The organism is Rhodococcus sp. P4_C10 (assembly GCF_056402135.1).
This window is the reverse complement of record NZ_JBFUHZ010000039.1, coordinates 14,027-28,938: the sequence shown is the minus strand read 5'-3', so window position 1 is coordinate 28,938 and position 14,912 is coordinate 14,027. Positions and strand designations below refer to the sequence as shown.

The window sequence follows — 14,912 nt, the reverse complement described above, 5'->3', positions numbered from 1 at the left end:
GCGGCGGGCTCGGCCGGGTCCGCGCCGCCGAGCGTGTAGACGCCGACGCCGACACCGACCGCCACCACCACGGCGGCCGCGGCGATCATCGCCCACGTCCGGCCGCCGCGACCCGACCCGCCCGCGGGCGCCTCCGCCACCGGGTCGACCGGGTCGGGGGACACCGCCGAGAACTGTTGCGTGGGTGGTGCGTACGACGGTGGTGCATAGGGCTGTGGTGAATACGACTGCGGCGTGGCCGGCGGTGCGTACGACTGCGGCTGTGCCGGCGGTGCGTACGACTGCGGGGCCGGCGCGGGTGCCGCCGGTGCGGCGCCGGGCGGCGGCCCGCCGAGGCCGCGGACGATCGGCGCGGCGGCCGCGATCGCGCCCTGCGCCACCACGGTTTTCGGGTCGTCGAGGGTGGCGATCGGGCCGAGCTCGGCGAGCCGCTCGTGCACGATCGGGATACGTGAGGAGCCGCCGGTCAGGTACAGCGCCTCGAGCTGGCTCGGGTCGGTGACCCGGGCGTCGGCCAGCGTCGCCCGGGTCAGCTGGGCCGCCTTCTCCAGCGCGGGGGAGATCAGCTCCTCGAACTCCTCGCGGGTGATCTGGAACCGTTCGCTGCCGCGCCCGTCGCCGCCGGTGACGGTGATCGTCGCCGACGGGGCCTCCGACAGCAGCTCCTTCGCGCGGCGGATGGAGTCGTCGAGGGCGTACCGGACGTCCATGGGTGCCTCACGGCGCAGGTAGTCGAGCAGGTCCGGGTCGCGGGACTCGAGCTGTTGGTCCACCCAGCGGCGGACGAAGGCGTCGAAGTTCTTGCCGCCGAGCCCGTTGTCTCCACGGGCGGCGACCACGTCGAAGGTGCCGGCGTCGTTGGCCTCGAGGACGGCGATGTCGAGTGTGCCGCCGCCGAAGTCGAACACCGCGATCTTGGTGCCCGGGGCGAGGGTGTTCGCGCGGGAGTAGTAGTGCGCGGCGGCACGCGGCTCGGACACCGTGCGGATCTGCGAGGCGTCCAGCCCGAGCCGGGAGGCGGCGTCGAGGAGCACCTGGATCTCCCGCGGTGACCACGCCTCCGGATGGGTGAGCACCAGCTCCGACGGCGCGGATCCGCCGTGCGCACCGACCGCGCGCGCCATCACCGACTCGAGCACCGCCGCGACCGGTACCGAGGCCGGCAGGTCGTAGCCGTTGACGTTCACCACGCCCTGCGCGACGACCCGTTTCGGCGACGGCATGAACGCGGCCGGGTTCGACTCGGCCCGGTCGGCGGCCACGTCACCGACCGCGATGCGGTCCGGGGACTCGACGAACACCGACGACGACATCGTCGTGCGGTTGTGGCTCAGCTGCAGCGCCTCCACCGACCCGGACACCGGGCCGGTGTGTGCGGCCGCGGTGTTCGAGGTGCCGAAGTCGATGCCGAGCACCCACTCTCGTGCGGACATCAGCGTCGTTCCCTTCTCGTCCCGGTCATCCCGGGGAGGCCGCACCGGCTCATCGGTTCGGTCCTTCCTGCTTCCGTCGCGAACTACGGACGTTCGCGTCGTCGAGTGTTGGATGACGGGGGAGGGCGGAAGGTTCCCGGAACCCGCCGACGAGTCTCACGCCGTCACCCGATGGCGGGGTCAGGGCGCGTCGACGGTCCGCACGGTGACCTGGCCCGGCGTGAACCCGGCCGCGACGGCGGCGTCGCGGAGACCACCGACCTGACCGTGGGTCCAGTCAGCCGGATGCGTGAGCACCAGGGTGTCGGGGCCGGTCATCACGCCGTGCAGCTGGGCCTGGGCGACGGCGGCGGCCGAGGCGGCGGCGGGCACGATCACCTCCGGGGGGAGCGGGGCGTCCACCGCCCGGCCGGCGGAATCGCCGAGCGAAAGGCGCTGCGCGAGCCCCGTTCCGGTGTCGACCAGGCCCGCGGACACCGCCCCGTCCGTGAAGTCGATCGTCAAAACGATGGCACCGCTCACCACGCCCCCTCGGCCTAGTCGTGGCCCCCGTCGTCGGAAGACCAGGCGGCATCATTGCACGGCCCGGTGCGAGGCGTCGGGTCGCCACCCGGACAACCGGCCGACGGTCATGGTGGCGCACATCACAATTGGGAGGCCCGGTGGCGGCGCGTCGGGTCGTCGGCCGGGCCGGGGGCGACGGGCCTGCACCCGCGTCGGCGCGGCCGTCGGGCTAGGGTCTGACGCTGTTGACGGTGGTGTGGGTGTGGAAGGGGAGACGTGGACGGGTCCGGAGAGCAGGATCGCGCCCCGGTGGCGTCCCCACGTCAGCGAGCCGACGCCCTGCTGGCCTCGATCACCGGAAAGATCCTGCGCCCGTTCGGCCACGACGAACTCAGCGACCTCGCCGAGCAGCGGGCCTCCGGCGCCGACCAGCTCCGGTCCGTGGTGGTCGTCGGTGAGGTGGGGCGCGGCAAGAGTTCCCTGATCAACGCCCTCGTCGGCAGGCGGGACGCCACCCCCGTCGGGGTGGACGTGACCACGTCGACGACGATCGCGGTCGGCCAGGCATCCGACGAGTACCCCGACGGCACCGCGCAGCTGCTGTTCCCGGATCGCGGCGAACGGATCCCGCACGGCGAGCTCGCCGACTGGGTGTCCTGCGAGGGCCGCCGTGTCACCGACCCCCGGGTGGACGAGCTGCCGACCCGGGCGATCGTCCCGGTGGCGGGCAGCCGGCTCGGGGACGTGACGGTGATCGACACCCCCGGCGTCGGTGGTCTCGACCCGACCTACGCGGCGCTGGCGACGGCGTCGGCGGCCCAGGCGTGCGTGCTGGTGATCGTGTGCGACGCCAGTTCTCCGATCACCGCCCCGGAGATGGCATTTGTCCGCGAGACCGGCGCCGCGGTCGAGGCGCTGATCGTGGTGGTCACCAAGACCGACAAGAACGTGCGCCGCTGGAAACCGATCGCCGAGGAGAACCGGGCACTGCTGCGCGAACACCTCGGCCGCGACGTACCGGTGCTCGCGGTGTCGAGCCTGCGGGCGGTGCTCGCCGCCGAGTTGCCGCCCGGACCCGACCGGGACCGCGCCGAGCAGCGCTCCGGCGTCACCGCGCTGCGCACCATGATCCATGCGAAACTGGCGGCGGCCGAGGACCTCCCGGCGGCGAACGGGCTGCGGACCGTCGTCGGCGGGCTGCGCGCCCTCGACGCGGACATGGCCACGCAGATCGACGCCCTCACCCGCGGCGAACAGGTGATCCCCGGGCTCACCGAACAGCTCGCGGAGCTGCAGGACCTCAAGGACCACTCCCAGCAGTGGGAGCAGTACCTGCAGCGGGACCTGACCCTGATCCGGCAGGACGCCACCGACGAACTCGACCGCCGCCTGGACGCGATCCGGGAGAAGTGGACCACCCGGATCAACAAGAACGGGATGGCGGTGCTGCGGAAGAACCCGCAGCACTTCACCGCGGAGATGGAACGCGACTTCCAGTCCGCGATGGCCGCGTCGATCACCCTGTTCCTGGACCGGTTGCACGCCACGATCGTGGCGCCCCGGTTCGACTCCGAGTTGGTGTGGAACGAGATTCACCACCAGGTCACCGCGACCCTGGCCAACCGGTCCCTCGACACCCACCAGGTCGCCGGGAAGCGGCAGGGCCTGCTGGACCCGTCGATGCTCACGATGGGCGTGATGGGGTCGTCGATGCTCGGCGGGCTGATCGGGGTGAGCACCGTCGTCGGAGTCGGGGCCGTCGTGGGGGTGGCATGGGTCGGGTTCAACCTCGGGTTCCGGGCGATGCGGGCCGGCAAGACGAACCTGCTGTCCTGGATGCGGGAGACGACCGCCACCACGAAGACCACCACCGCCCGGATGCTCGAATCCGCGCTCGCCCTGGCGCGCCCGGAGATCGTCATCCGCTACCGCGACCACCTCAAGACCTCGATCGAGCACCTGCAGAAGCAGATCAAGGAGGCCGAGGACCTCGCCCGCACCGACAAGGCGACGCGGGAGAAGAAGCTCGGCCGCCTGGAAGGAAACCGGAAGGTCGTCGTGAACAACATCGCCCGCGCCGAGGCGTTGATCGCGGAACTGACGGGCGGTGCCCGGTGACCACCCCGCCCCTCGACCCGGTGCGGGCGAGCCTCGACCGGGCACTGCACGCCCTCGCCGCGCTCGGCCCGGAACCGGCCGCGCACGCCAACCGGATCGGCGCGATCCTGTGGTCGCCGCCGCGGATCGTGATCGTCGGCCGCCTCAAGGCCGGAAAGTCCACCCTGGTCAACGCTCTCGTCGGGGCCGCGGTCGCAGAGACCGCCGCGCTCGAGGCCACCAGCGTCGTCTCCGTCTACCAGGACGGTGCGCCGGCGCGCGTCGAGGCGGTGCTCCGCGACGGCAGCCGCCGCCCCGTCGACGCCGCCCGCGGGCAGGTCACCGCGCTGCCGGTGCCCGCCGACGAGATCGCCTACCTGCACCGGTGGCTGCCGTCGGCGGCGATCCGTGACCACACCCTCGTCGACACCCCGGGCCTGGCCACCCTCACCGCCGAGAACGAGGCCCGCACGCGCCGCGTGCTGATCGACGGGTTCGACCAGACCCGCACCGCGTCGGTCGACGCCGACGCCGCGGTGTTCCTGTTCGACTCGACCCCGCGCGCCGACGAGGTCGACTTCCTGCGTCAGCTCGGCTTCACCCCGCTGACCACGCTCGGGGTGCTCTCGCGGGCCGACGGATTCGGGGAGGGCGCGCTCGGCGCCCGCGACCCGCTCGCGCACGCCGCCGAACACGCCACCGTGCTCGCAGACCGGTTGCGCGGCACCGTGATGACGGTGCTGCCGATCGCCGGGTTGCTCGCCGAGACCTCGCACACCGGCGCGCTCACCGAGACCGACGCCCGGGCCCTGGCCGCGCTCGGGTCGATCGCGCCGCTGGACCTGATCGACCTGCTCGACTCCGACGACCCGGCCTGCGCCGAGCCGCAGGTCCGTGGCCGGCTGCTCGACCTGCTCGGCGAGTACGGCATGGTCCACGGACGCTCGGTCGCCGCCGGCGGGGCGGCCGCGCTCAACGACTGGCTCGTGGAGAAGTCCGGTGTGCCGCAGCTGCGCCGGGTCCTCGCGCACCACCTGGGCGCGTTCGCCGCCGTGCGACGGGCCGGCCGGATCGTGCGCGAACTCGACCAACTCGCCTACACCCACCCCGCCCGCGACCAGATCCGCGCCATCGTCGACGGCCTGCGCTCGGACCCCGCCCTGCACCAGGTGGTGCTGTTCCAGCATCTCGAGGCGATGCTCGAGGCCGACCCCATGTCGCCGGTGACGGACGAGTTGCGGCGGCTGATCGAGAACCCGACCGCGGCAGGCGGACTCGGGCTCCCCGCGGGTTCCGCCGCCGACCAGGTCCGCGCCGAGGCGCAGCGCAAGCTCTCCTGGGCGCACGGGCAGAAGTTGTCGACGGCGACCGCCGCGGAGGACGCGGCGCTGGTCGTGCTGATCCACACCTACGGCCTGCTCGCCCGCTGAGCGTGTGAGCCGCGCCACGATCGGCGCGGCCGGGAACCTTGCCCGCGGTGCGGGGCATCCAACTCCCGACACAGTCCCGAAAGCTCAGATGCGGGACCGACGAAAGGACCACCGACGTGCCCAGGACGAATTGGATGCCACAGGCCGCGGCCGTGCTGTGCGCGGGTCTGCTGCTCGCCGGATGCGGCAGTGCAAGCAGCGAGCCGAAGGCCGGATCCGGCGGTGACGCCGCCCCCGCGGTCGACGCCGCGGCCCTGGACACCGGCAGCTACCCGACCAGCCCCGCCGCCGAGTTCGGCAAGGCCACCCCCGAGAACATCGTCGAGGTGGAGGGTCAGCGGCTGGCCGAGTTCACCGTCGCCCCCTTCGAGATCGACCCCGAACTGACCGCCGGGAAGATGCCGACGATGGTGATGCGCAGCGGCAAGAACCTCGGCGTCGTCGTCGGCAGCGCCGCCGGCGACATCGCCGCCAACCGCAACATGCTCTACGGCTACGTCTCCACCGCGGCCACCAACACCCCGAATGTCACCGACCCGTCCCGGTCGGTGGTCAACGCGGTGCTGCGATTCGGCAGCCCGGACGACGCGGCCGCCGCCGCCCGCGAGATCCACACGCAGCTCACCACCGTCGACGACGGTACCGGCACCGAGACCGCCGAGAAGGTCGACGTGCTGCCCAACACGCTGGTCTCCACCCAGGAGGGCACGTCTAACGCGGGCGCGACCACCTCCGTCAACGCGCTCACTCCGCACGGCGACTACCTGCTCTACTCCTGGGCGCAGGCGCCCGCCGGCCAGAAGGACTGGACCGCAAAGGCGATCGCGAAGGCGGTGAGCCTGCAGGGTCCGCTGATCGACAAGTTCCCGGCCCAGCCGACCAAGGCGCAGAACGGCGGCGTCTCGGCCGAGTTCCCGATGGTCGACCAGGACAGGATCCTGATCTACGCGATCCCCGAGGCCGACGCCCAGGCGAAGCTCGGCGACGACATGGCCGCCTACGGCCCTCGCGGCATGGCGCACCGGTCGACCAACCCGCCGCTGACCCACCGCGTCCTCACCGAGACCGGGTCCGAGCACAACGCGGTGGCCAAGACCACCGTCTACCGGGCCGCGGACGACGCCGGCGCCCGCACCATCGCCGACGAGTTCGCGGGCGACCTTGCCGCCCAGGGCTTCAGCGAAGCGCCGTCCCCGCAAGGCCTGCCCGACGCGAAGTGCGTCACCAAGGACACCGTCCGCGGCACCGAGATCTACTGCATGGTGGTCAACGGCCGCTACGTCGGGGAGGCCGCCGGCCTCGACGACAAGAAGGACGTCGACCGGCAGATCGCCGCGCAGTACCTGATCCTCGAGCAGGCCGACCAGAACGCCTGACCGCTCGGAATCGCGCCCGGGSCCTTCTCGTGGAAGGCCCGGCGCCGGAGGCGGTTTCGTCGGCGGTGGGGTACGAACGCGATTGGAGGGTGATGTCGAGTACCGGGCTCGTGACCTATGACGGTCTCCCCGCATCGGCGGGCGGTGCGCACCGCCTGCGTACCAGGAGTCCCGAGGCGGCCTTCGGGCAGGCGCAGCACTTCGTCGACGCGTGCGCGCGCACGATTTCGACACCCGAAGTGACGCTCCAGCTGTGGTCCGGCGGCCCGGCGGACCTCGCCGAGCCGCTCGCGGCGTTCGCAACGAAGCGTCTGGGAGGCCCTCGGCGCAGAGAGCAGACCCACACGGAATGGCGGGTCGGGGCGGACGCCGTGGACGACGTGCTCGGCGCGCTCGGTGAGGCCGGGGCGCAGGCCGTGACCCGCCACGGCCACCCGCTCGCCGCACTGGTGTGGAACGCGGAGGTGTTGCTGATCGACCCCGGCACCCGGGCTACGTACAGCGGAGTCGGCGCCGACGCCTTCGGGCGGTTCGCGGTCGACGGCTACGGCCGCCTGCTCGGTGTGTCGGGTGTGCACGCGAGCATCGGCACGACCGCGTCGTCGCTCTCGCTCTGGCTCAGCCTCCCCGGTGACGATCGACTCGCCGCCGCCGCGGCGCACGTCCAGGAGCACCTTCCCTTCCGCCTCTCCGCGAAGCACTGGCGCCGGTGGCGGCCCACGCGCGACGGAATGGCATACCGGGCGACCAGGATCCCGTCGCCACTCGACTAGCGGGCGCTCGACCAGCGGCAGACGGTGTGGGGGAGCCCCGACTGCCGCCATTTAGCGCAAGAATGATCTAATAAGTCCCGCAATCGAAAGGGGCCATGATGCTTGCATTTCTGAACTCGACGGCGTTCACCGCGTTCGGCGCGCCGACCAGTTGGGCGGAGGCGATCGGCTTCGTCACCGGCGCCGTGTGCGTGTGGCTGGTGGGCCGGCAGTCGGCGTGGAACTGGCCGATCGGCATCGCCAACAACCTGGTCTGGATCCTGCTGTTCGGCACGGCCGGGCTGTACGCCGACTCCGGGCTGCAGGTCGTCTACATCGCCCTCGCCGTGTGGGGCTGGTCGAACTGGGTCCGCGGCACGGTGGGCGAGGTGCTGCCGGTCACCGGAACGAGCGCCGCCGAGTGGACCCGGCTCGCCGCCGCCGGCGTCGTCGGCACCGCCGCGCTGACCGTCCTGCTCGAGACCGCGACGTCCTCGACCGTGCCCTTCTGGGACGCCGTCACCACCGTCCTGTCGCTGCTCGCCACGTGGGGGCAGGCGACGAAACGGTGGGAGTCGTGGCTGCTGTGGATTGCCGCCGACCTGATCTACATTCCCCTCTACGCGCACAAGGGGCTGACCCTGACCGCGCTGCTCTACGCCGGCTTCCTGCTGCTGTGCGTCCGCGGCCTGCTCGCCTGGCGGCGCTCGCGGGTCACCGCCGCACCCGGACTCGCGGTGGCGGCGTGAGGTATCGGCACGCCCTCGTCATCGGCAAGTTCTACCCGCCGCACGCCGGGCACCACCACCTCGTCCGGTCGGCGGCCGCCGTCGCCGACCGCGTCACCGTCGTCGTGATGGCCTCGGCCGCGGAGTCGATCCCGTTGCGGGAGCGGGTGTCCTGGATGAGCGCGTCGCACGCCGCGGACACCGCGGTGACGGTGACCGGGATCGGGTGCGACGCACCGATGGACCTCGGGTCGGAGCCGGTGTGGGCGGCGCAGGTGGCGTGCATGCGGGCCGCGGTCCGCGCCGTCACCGCCGTCCCCGTCGACGCGGTGGTCTCCAGCGAGAAGTACGGCGACGAACTCGCGCACCGACTGCGGGCCACGCACGTCTGCCTCGACCCCGGACGCGTCGCGCACCCCGTCTCCGGGACCGCGTGCCGCGCCGACCTCGCCGGCCGCTGGGACGACCTCGACGCACCCGCCCGCGCCGGGCTGACGACGCGGATCGTGGTCGTCGGCGCGGAGTCGACGGGCACCACCACCGTCGGCCGCGCCGTCGCCGACCACTACCGCGGCCGCGGCGGGGTGTGGGCGAGGACGCGGTGGGTGCCGGAGTACGGGCGGGCGGCCACCGTCGACAAGCTCGCCCGGCTCCGTGCCCGTGACCCCGGCGCGTCGATGGACGAGATCGTCTGGACCGGAGACGACTTCGCGCGCATCGCCGCCGAGCAGACCCGGCTCGAGGACGACGCCGCCCGCGTCGGCTCCCCGGTCCTGATCTGCGACACCGACGCGTTCGCGACGACCGTGTGGGAGCGTCGCTACCTCGGCGCGTTCGCCGGGCACGCGGTCGCGGCGGACCGGCCCGCGCTGTACCTGCTGACCGACCACGAGCGAGTCCCGTTCGTGCAGGACGGGATTCGCGACGGGGAACACCTGCGCGCCGACATGACCGGCTGGTTCGAGGACGCGCTCACCGCATCGGGCCGCTCGTGGGTGCTGCTCACCGGATCCGTCGAGGAGCGCGTGGCGCTGGCGGTGCGGGTGGTCGACCAGGCGCTGGCGCGGGGTGCGAGGTTCGGCGACCCGCTGTGAGGTCAGGCCAACAGTTTGCGGATGCGGCCTGCGCGCGGTCGGTGATGCCGGTGACGATCCGCGACCGCAGGTGCGGCTGCGGCCCGTCGTCTGCGACCGTCACGGACGGATGCCTCGCGTGTTACCCGTGCGGGGTACCAGCAGGGTCAACTACGCGCCGCCGAGCGCTATTCCGGCCTCCGACAACGCGGGGCGAAGCTCGTCCAGGCTGACCGTCTCGTGCAGCCACGTCGGCGCCGCGATCGGGTTTCGCAGCGCCCGCTGAACCGCCAGCGCCGCGACCGCCGCCGTCGCCCCCGACTGCCCGCGGCCGGTCGCCCACCACGACCGGCCGTCGCCGCCGCGCGCGGCGATCACCCAGCCGTCGCCGCCGGGCATGCCGCCGGCAGGCACCAGCGGCGCCACCCTCGGCGCCCAGGTCAGCGCGGCCAGGCCGAGCGTCGCGAGCCGGGAGTCCAGCCGCAGGTAGCTGCGGACCGCCACGCCGAGCTGCGTGGTCAGCCGGTGCTGGTCGGCGAAGTCCGTGCGCAGCGCCGGGAACCGCGGGTAGCCGGCCTCGGCGGGGAGGTCGAACCGCGTCGGCCGGGTGTAGTTGCGCACCCGCGAGCCGTCCGGATCGTCGAACCGCTTGCCCAGCAGCCCGTACGTCCAGGCCGTCGCCGCGGGCCCGTGCGCCTCGCCGGCCCCGAGACCGATCAGCACCTCCACCGGGCCGCCCGCGCGCGCCGCCTCGGTCGCGAGCAGGCCGCTCAGTCCCGGCGCGATCCCGACGCCCAGCAGCACCGGCCCGTCCACCTGCTCCAGTGCCCGCGCGTACTCGGAGGTCGCGGTGATGTCGACAAACGGGATTCCGCGCCCGGCGACCGCCGCCGCGACCGCGGGCTCCTCGGCCCCGGAGCAGTTCACCACCGCGGACACCCCGTCCAGCCCCGACACCAGGGAGTGGGGATCGGCCAGGTCGACCACCCGGTCCGCCCGTGACGGGTCCCGGCCCGCGGCCAGCGCGTCGATGCCCGCCGCGCGCAGCCGCTCGACCGCGTGGCCGCCGACCGCGCCGTATCCGCCCAGAACCAGTACCGAGGTCATGTCGATCTCCATTCGCTTCACTAGAGTAGTGCTCTAGTGCGTCACTCTAGATCTACACTTCAGTTCGTGGCAACACCGAACGAGGACGACAAGACACCGGCGCGGCGGAAGATCCTCACCGCGGCGCGCACCCTGTTCACGACTACCGGCTACGCGTCGACCACCATCAAGACGATCGCCGCGGAGGCGGGCGTCGCGGTGCAGACGGTCTACTTTGTGTTCGGCAACAAGCGCAGCGTGCTCGCCGCGCTGCTCGACGTCTCGATCGCGGGCGACGACGAGCCGATCGCGACGCTGGACCGTCCGTGGGTCGCCGAGGCCGTCGCCGAGCCGGACCCGATGGGGCAGCTGCGGATCCAGGTCCACGGCGCGCGGCTGATCCTGGACCGGGTGGGCCCGGTGCTGCTGGCGGTCCGCGCGGCGGCGGGCGCGGATTCGGAGGTCGCGCAGCTGTGGGCGACCACCTGCGAGCACCACGAGGCGGTGCTGCGGCACCTGGCGACCGCGCTCGCCGGCAAGGTCGACGGACTCGACGTCGATCGCTGCGTCGACGTCGGATTGGCGCTACAGAGCCCCGAGACGCACGCCCTGCTCATCGACGAGCGGGGCTGGAGTGCAACGGACTACGACGACTGGGTGGTCGAGGCGCTGGCGTCCGCCGCGGGCATCGCGAACTGAGCGCTACCCGAACAGCTCCCGGATGTCCTCGGCCGACAGCGTCGCGTTGAATGCCCCGCCCTCGTCCACCACGGACGCGAACAGTGCCGACTTGCGTGCCTGCAGCGCCAGCACCTTGTCCTCGATGGTGTCCTTCGCGATCAGCCGGTAGACCATGACGTGGCGGGTCTGCCCGATCCGGTGGGTGCGGTCCACGGCCTGCGCCTCGCTGGCCGGGTTCCACCACGGGTCGAGCAGGAAGCAGTAGTCGGCCTCGGTCAGGTTCAGCCCGAAGCCGCCGGCCTTGAGGCTGATCAGGAACACCGGCGCCCGGCCGGTCTTGAACTCGTCGAGCACCTGTCCGCGGTTGCGGGTGCTGCCGTCGAGGTACGTGTAGCCGATGCCCTCGTCGTCCAGGCGCGTGCGGACCCGGTCCAGGAAGCCGGTGAACTGGCTGAACACCAGCGCCCGGTGCCCGCCCGCGATCACGTCCTCGAGCTGCTCGATCAGCGCGTCGATCTTCGCGGACCCGACCGCGGCGTGCTTGTCGTCGATCAGGGCCGGGTCCAGGCTGAGCCGGCGCAGCAGGGTCAGCGACTGCAGGATGGTGAACCGGTTCGCGTCGACGTCCTCCACCAGCCCGAGGATCTTCTGCCGTTCGCGCTGCAGCTGGGTGTCGTAGAGCAGCCGGTGCTGCGGCGAGAGCTCCACCTCGAGCACCTGCTCCTGCTTCTCCGGCAGGTCCGAGGCCACCTGTTCCTTGGTGCGCCGCAGCATGAACGGCCGGATCCGCTTGCGCAGCTGCCCGAGAAGGTCTGCGTCGCCGCCGGTCTCGATCGGCTTGCGGTAGTACTCCTGGAACTTGGTGGGGTTCGGGAACAGACCCGGCGCGGTGATCGAGAGCAGCGACCACAGCTCCATCAGGTTGTTCTCCATTGGGGTGCCGGAGATCGCGACCTTCGTCGGCGCCTCGATCCGCCGCATCCACTGGTACGCCTTCGACCGGTGGTTCTTGACGAACTGCGCCTCGTCGAGCAGCAGCATCGACCACCGGTGCGCCGCGTACTCCTCGCCGTCGAGCCTCGCGAGGGTGTAGGAGGTGACCACCACGTCCGCGCCCTCGGCCGACTCCGGCAGCGCCGCACCGCTTTTCGACGCGGTCTCGGTCACCGCGACGACCTTCAGGTGCGGGGCGAAGCGCGCCGCCTCGGACGCCCAGTTCGGTACCACCGACGTCGGCGCCACGATCAGCACCGGCGCGAGCGCGGGGTCGAGTGACTTCGCGTGGCAGATCAACGCCAGCGACTGCACCGTCTTGCCCAGGCCCATGTCGTCGGCGAGGATGCCGCCGAGCCCGTTGCTCCACAGGAACGCCAGCCACCGGAAGCCGTCGAGCTGGTAGGGCCGCAGCGTCGCCCGCAGCGACGCCGGCGCCTCGAGGGTGGACGTGGCGGTCAGTTCCAGCAGCCCCTGCACCTGGTCGCGCCAGCGCTTCGCCTGCCGCTCGACCACCCCGAGCGCGGCCAGCTCTTCCCACATCCCCACCTGGAAACGGCTCAGCCGCAACCGTTCCGGGTCCTGGTCGTGCAGGTCGCGGGCCTCGGTGATCAGCTCCCGGAGCCGCCGCAGCTCCGGGCGCTCGAGCGAGAGGTACGCGCCGTCGGGCAGCAGCAGGTGGCTCTCGCCGGCGTTCAGCGCCGCGAACAGGTCCCGGAACGGCACCGGCCGGTCCTCGACGCGGACCGTGATGTCGAGGTCGAACCAGTCGCCGTCGTCGGTGGCCTCGGTGCCGACGCCGATCTGCAGGGTCTCGCCGGCGTCGCGGTAGTCGGCGGCGTCGCCCTGGACGCGGACCTCGACGTCGTCACGGGCACGCAGGAGCGGCAGCAGTTCGGTGCTCATCCGCGCGGTGTCCAGGCCGTGCAGGCCCGCCGAGACCAGCGCGCCCCCGCCGGTGCGCAGCCCGTACTCCTCGAGCGGCAGGTCCAGCCCGGCGACCACCGCCCGCTCGCCGTCGACGTCGCGGAACGACTCGAGCGTCCGGGGGTAGAGCTCGACGGTCTGTTCGGCCTCGCCGACGGTGTAACGGAACTCCCAGTGCAGCTGCGCCCGGTGCCCCGACAGGTAGGAGACGGTCAGCAGCAGGTGTGGGCCGTCGACGGTCGGCGGGGTGAACGCGTCGTCCACCGACCGGACCGTCGCGGCGCGCGTGAGCCGCGGGTAGTAGGCGGACGCGAACCGGTCCGCGTCCGCCGCCGGCACCGTGACGGAGGTGTTGCCGATCACCAGGTCCTGCATCGCCGGCGGCGCGGTGCCGGTCAGCGGGGCGATCCGGAACGGCCACTCCGAGGGCGAGGACGGGTGCGGGTCGCCGGGGCGCAGGTACAGCACGCCGTGCGCGTTCGTGCCGAAGAACCCGAGCACGACGACGGGGATCTCGGCGTCGTCGGTGACGACGGTGGGGGTGACCTCGAGGTCGCCGCGGGTCTCGTCGATGTCCACGCACAGCTGCGCGGCGCCCGGGCGGGGCAGCGGGCCGAGACCCTTGCGCTGGTAGAGCAGCTCGACGCCGGCGCCGGCGGCCTCGTCGAGCAGCGCCCACAGCCGCGGGCTGTCGATGACGGTGAGGTCGAGGTCCTTGTCGCCGTACCCGTGGGTGCGCCGGCCGCGCAGCGCCGTCTGGTGCAGGGTGTGCAGCTCGACGAGGACGTCGCGGTGCCGGGGGTCGACCTCACGCATGTGCGGCAGGCCCGGCCAGGTCATGTTCGCGTTGACCCAACCCGCCTTGCCGGGCCGGGCCAGCCGCGCGGACAGGCGCCAGTACTGGGACCGCGGGGCGGGGGTGAGCGCGAGCTGCACGGCCAGCGGCACCGTGGCCGCCGGGCCGGCGTCGTCGCCGAGGGCCGCGCCGAGCAGCTCCTCCCAGGTCGGCGGCGCGGGTGCGGTCACCGGCTCGGACTGGTCCAGCAGCGCCACCGTCAGGGCGACGGCGTGCTTGCAGTTCATCCGGACCGGGCAGCTGCACCGGCCCATCGCGAACTCGAGCCGGTCGGCGCGCGGGGCGAAGTCGACCTCGGTGCGGTACAGGTCGGTGCCGTCGACCAGGCCGACGGCCCGGTGCTGGTCCGGCATCCAGTCCAGCTCGATGACCGAGCCCCGCCCGGCGTAGCGGACGCCGCGGTCGTAGGTGGTCTGGCCGACGATGCGCACCAGGGTGGAGAGGGTGTGTTCGCGGTCGGCGGGGGAGAGCATGGGGTCGACGGTAGTCGGTGCGGCGGGACGGACCGGCCGGCGCTTCGAGGGTGCGTGAACTTCAGTCGGCTGCCCGGACCGTCGAGCGGGTGCCGCTCCCCGCGGTTTCGAGGGGAGCGGCGGCCCGTCAGGCGGCGAGCAGGTCCTGGTATTCGGCGTTCTTGCCGACGAACTTCTCCACGTACGAGCACGACGTCGCGATCTTGAAGCCCTCCGCGCGGGTGGCGTCGAGGGCGGCCGTGACGAGCTGGCCGGCGAGGCCCTGCCCGCCGAACTCGGGGCTCACCACGGTGTGGTCGAAGTCGCGTACGCCGTCGGTCTGGGTGTAGTCGGCGTGGCCGGCGAGGACGTCGTCGACGTAGATCTCGAACGTGCGCTGCCCCGGCTTGTGCTCGATGCGGTTGGTCACGGTCACGGTTCCCTTCGTCGGTGGGTGTCTGCCTCGACGCTACCCAGCGGCGCGGCGGCGGGGATTCCGGGTCGGCGGCCGGGCCGGTCGCGCT

Annotated in this window: 12 protein-coding genes; 7 read left to right on the top strand and 5 right to left on the bottom strand. The window is 72.6% G+C overall.

Annotation, left to right across the window (positions count from 1 at the left end):
• Together AC1DWC_RS21050 and AC1DWC_RS21045 are read right to left on the bottom strand one after the other, a co-directional pair.
• On the bottom strand, positions 1 to 1,433 hold a 1,433-nt coding region (locus tag AC1DWC_RS21050; RefSeq protein WP_477911180.1), incomplete at its 3' end, for an Hsp70 family protein.
• A gap of 180 nt (positions 1,434 to 1,613) precedes the next feature.
• Positions 1,614 to 1,955: a hypothetical protein gene (locus tag AC1DWC_RS21045; RefSeq protein WP_477911178.1), complete on the bottom strand. Its 342-nt coding sequence runs from the start codon at positions 1,953 to 1,955 to the stop codon at positions 1,614 to 1,616.
• A 258-nt stretch (positions 1,956 to 2,213) separates the two neighbouring features.
• Between AC1DWC_RS21045 and AC1DWC_RS21040 the strand changes: the two genes are divergently transcribed.
• The 6 genes from AC1DWC_RS21040 to AC1DWC_RS21015 all read left to right on the top strand — a co-directional run bounded on the left by AC1DWC_RS21040 (position 2,214) and on the right by AC1DWC_RS21015 (position 9,414).
• A complete protein-coding gene (locus tag AC1DWC_RS21040) occupies positions 2,214 to 4,055 on the top strand; it encodes a dynamin family protein (RefSeq protein ID WP_477911176.1) in 1,842 nt (613 codons plus the stop codon).
• Positions 4,052 to 5,464 (top strand): GTPase, encoded by a 1,413-nt coding sequence (locus AC1DWC_RS21035; protein ID WP_477911174.1) that lies wholly within the window; start codon positions 4,052 to 4,054, stop codon positions 5,462 to 5,464. The genes AC1DWC_RS21040 and AC1DWC_RS21035 overlap by 4 nt, the downstream gene beginning before the upstream one ends.
• Before the next feature lie 134 nt (positions 5,465 to 5,598).
• On the top strand, positions 5,599 to 6,840 hold the full coding sequence (locus tag AC1DWC_RS21030; protein WP_477911172.1) for a DUF7373 family lipoprotein: 1,242 nt from the start codon (positions 5,599 to 5,601) through the stop codon (positions 6,838 to 6,840).
• A gap of 92 nt (positions 6,841 to 6,932) precedes the next feature.
• A complete protein-coding gene (locus tag AC1DWC_RS21025; protein WP_477911170.1) occupies positions 6,933 to 7,613 on the top strand; it encodes a hypothetical protein in 681 nt (226 codons plus the stop codon).
• 95 nt (positions 7,614 to 7,708) lie between these two features.
• The gene (pnuC, locus tag AC1DWC_RS21020; RefSeq protein WP_477911168.1) at positions 7,709 to 8,341 is read left to right on the top strand and encodes a nicotinamide riboside transporter PnuC; all 633 of its coding nucleotides are present in this window, start codon (positions 7,709 to 7,711) and stop codon (positions 8,339 to 8,341) included.
• Positions 8,338 to 9,414, top strand: coding sequence for an AAA family ATPase (locus AC1DWC_RS21015; RefSeq protein ID WP_477911166.1), 1,077 nt, complete (start codon positions 8,338 to 8,340; stop codon positions 9,412 to 9,414). The genes pnuC and AC1DWC_RS21015 overlap by 4 nt, the downstream gene beginning before the upstream one ends.
• Before the next feature lie 150 nt (positions 9,415 to 9,564).
• Here the strand turns inward: AC1DWC_RS21015 and AC1DWC_RS21010 are convergent, their stop codons facing one another.
• On the bottom strand, positions 9,565 to 10,500 hold the full coding sequence (locus AC1DWC_RS21010) for a hypothetical protein (protein ID WP_477911164.1): 936 nt from the start codon (positions 10,498 to 10,500) through the stop codon (positions 9,565 to 9,567).
• A gap of 66 nt (positions 10,501 to 10,566) precedes the next feature.
• On the opposite strand from AC1DWC_RS21010, the gene AC1DWC_RS21005 reads away from it, so the two are divergent.
• Positions 10,567 to 11,178, top strand: a complete 612-nt coding sequence (locus AC1DWC_RS21005; protein ID WP_477911162.1) for a TetR/AcrR family transcriptional regulator — start codon at positions 10,567 to 10,569, stop codon at positions 11,176 to 11,178.
• A gap of 3 nt (positions 11,179 to 11,181) precedes the next feature.
• On the opposite strand, the gene AC1DWC_RS21000 is transcribed toward AC1DWC_RS21005, so the two are convergent.
• A complete protein-coding gene (locus tag AC1DWC_RS21000) occupies positions 11,182 to 14,409 on the bottom strand; it encodes a DEAD/DEAH box helicase (protein WP_477911160.1) in 3,228 nt (1,075 codons plus the stop codon).
• 127 nt (positions 14,410 to 14,536) lie between these two features.
• On the bottom strand, positions 14,537 to 14,818 hold the full coding sequence (locus AC1DWC_RS20995; RefSeq protein ID WP_477911158.1) for a GNAT family N-acetyltransferase: 282 nt from the start codon (positions 14,816 to 14,818) through the stop codon (positions 14,537 to 14,539).
• Between the last annotated feature and the right edge of the window lie 94 nt (positions 14,819 to 14,912).

What these genes read in the sequence shown, in the direction of transcription:
- AC1DWC_RS21030 (WP_477911172.1), top strand. Translation starts at nt 5,599, where the DNA reads ATGCCACAGGCCGCGGCCGTGCTGTGCGCGGGTCTGCTGCTCGCCGGA.
- AC1DWC_RS21010 (WP_477911164.1), bottom strand. Translation starts at nt 10,500, where the DNA reads ATGACCTCGGTACTGGTTCTGGGCGGATACGGCGCGGTCGGCGGCCAC.
- AC1DWC_RS21000 (WP_477911160.1), bottom strand. Translation starts at nt 14,409, where the DNA reads ATGCTCTCCCCCGCCGACCGCGAACACACCCTCTCCACCCTGGTGCGC.
- pnuC (WP_477911168.1), top strand. Translation starts at nt 7,709, where the DNA reads ATGATGCTTGCATTTCTGAACTCGACGGCGTTCACCGCGTTCGGCGCG.
- AC1DWC_RS21025 (WP_477911170.1), top strand. Translation starts at nt 6,933, where the DNA reads ATGTCGAGTACCGGGCTCGTGACCTATGACGGTCTCCCCGCATCGGCG.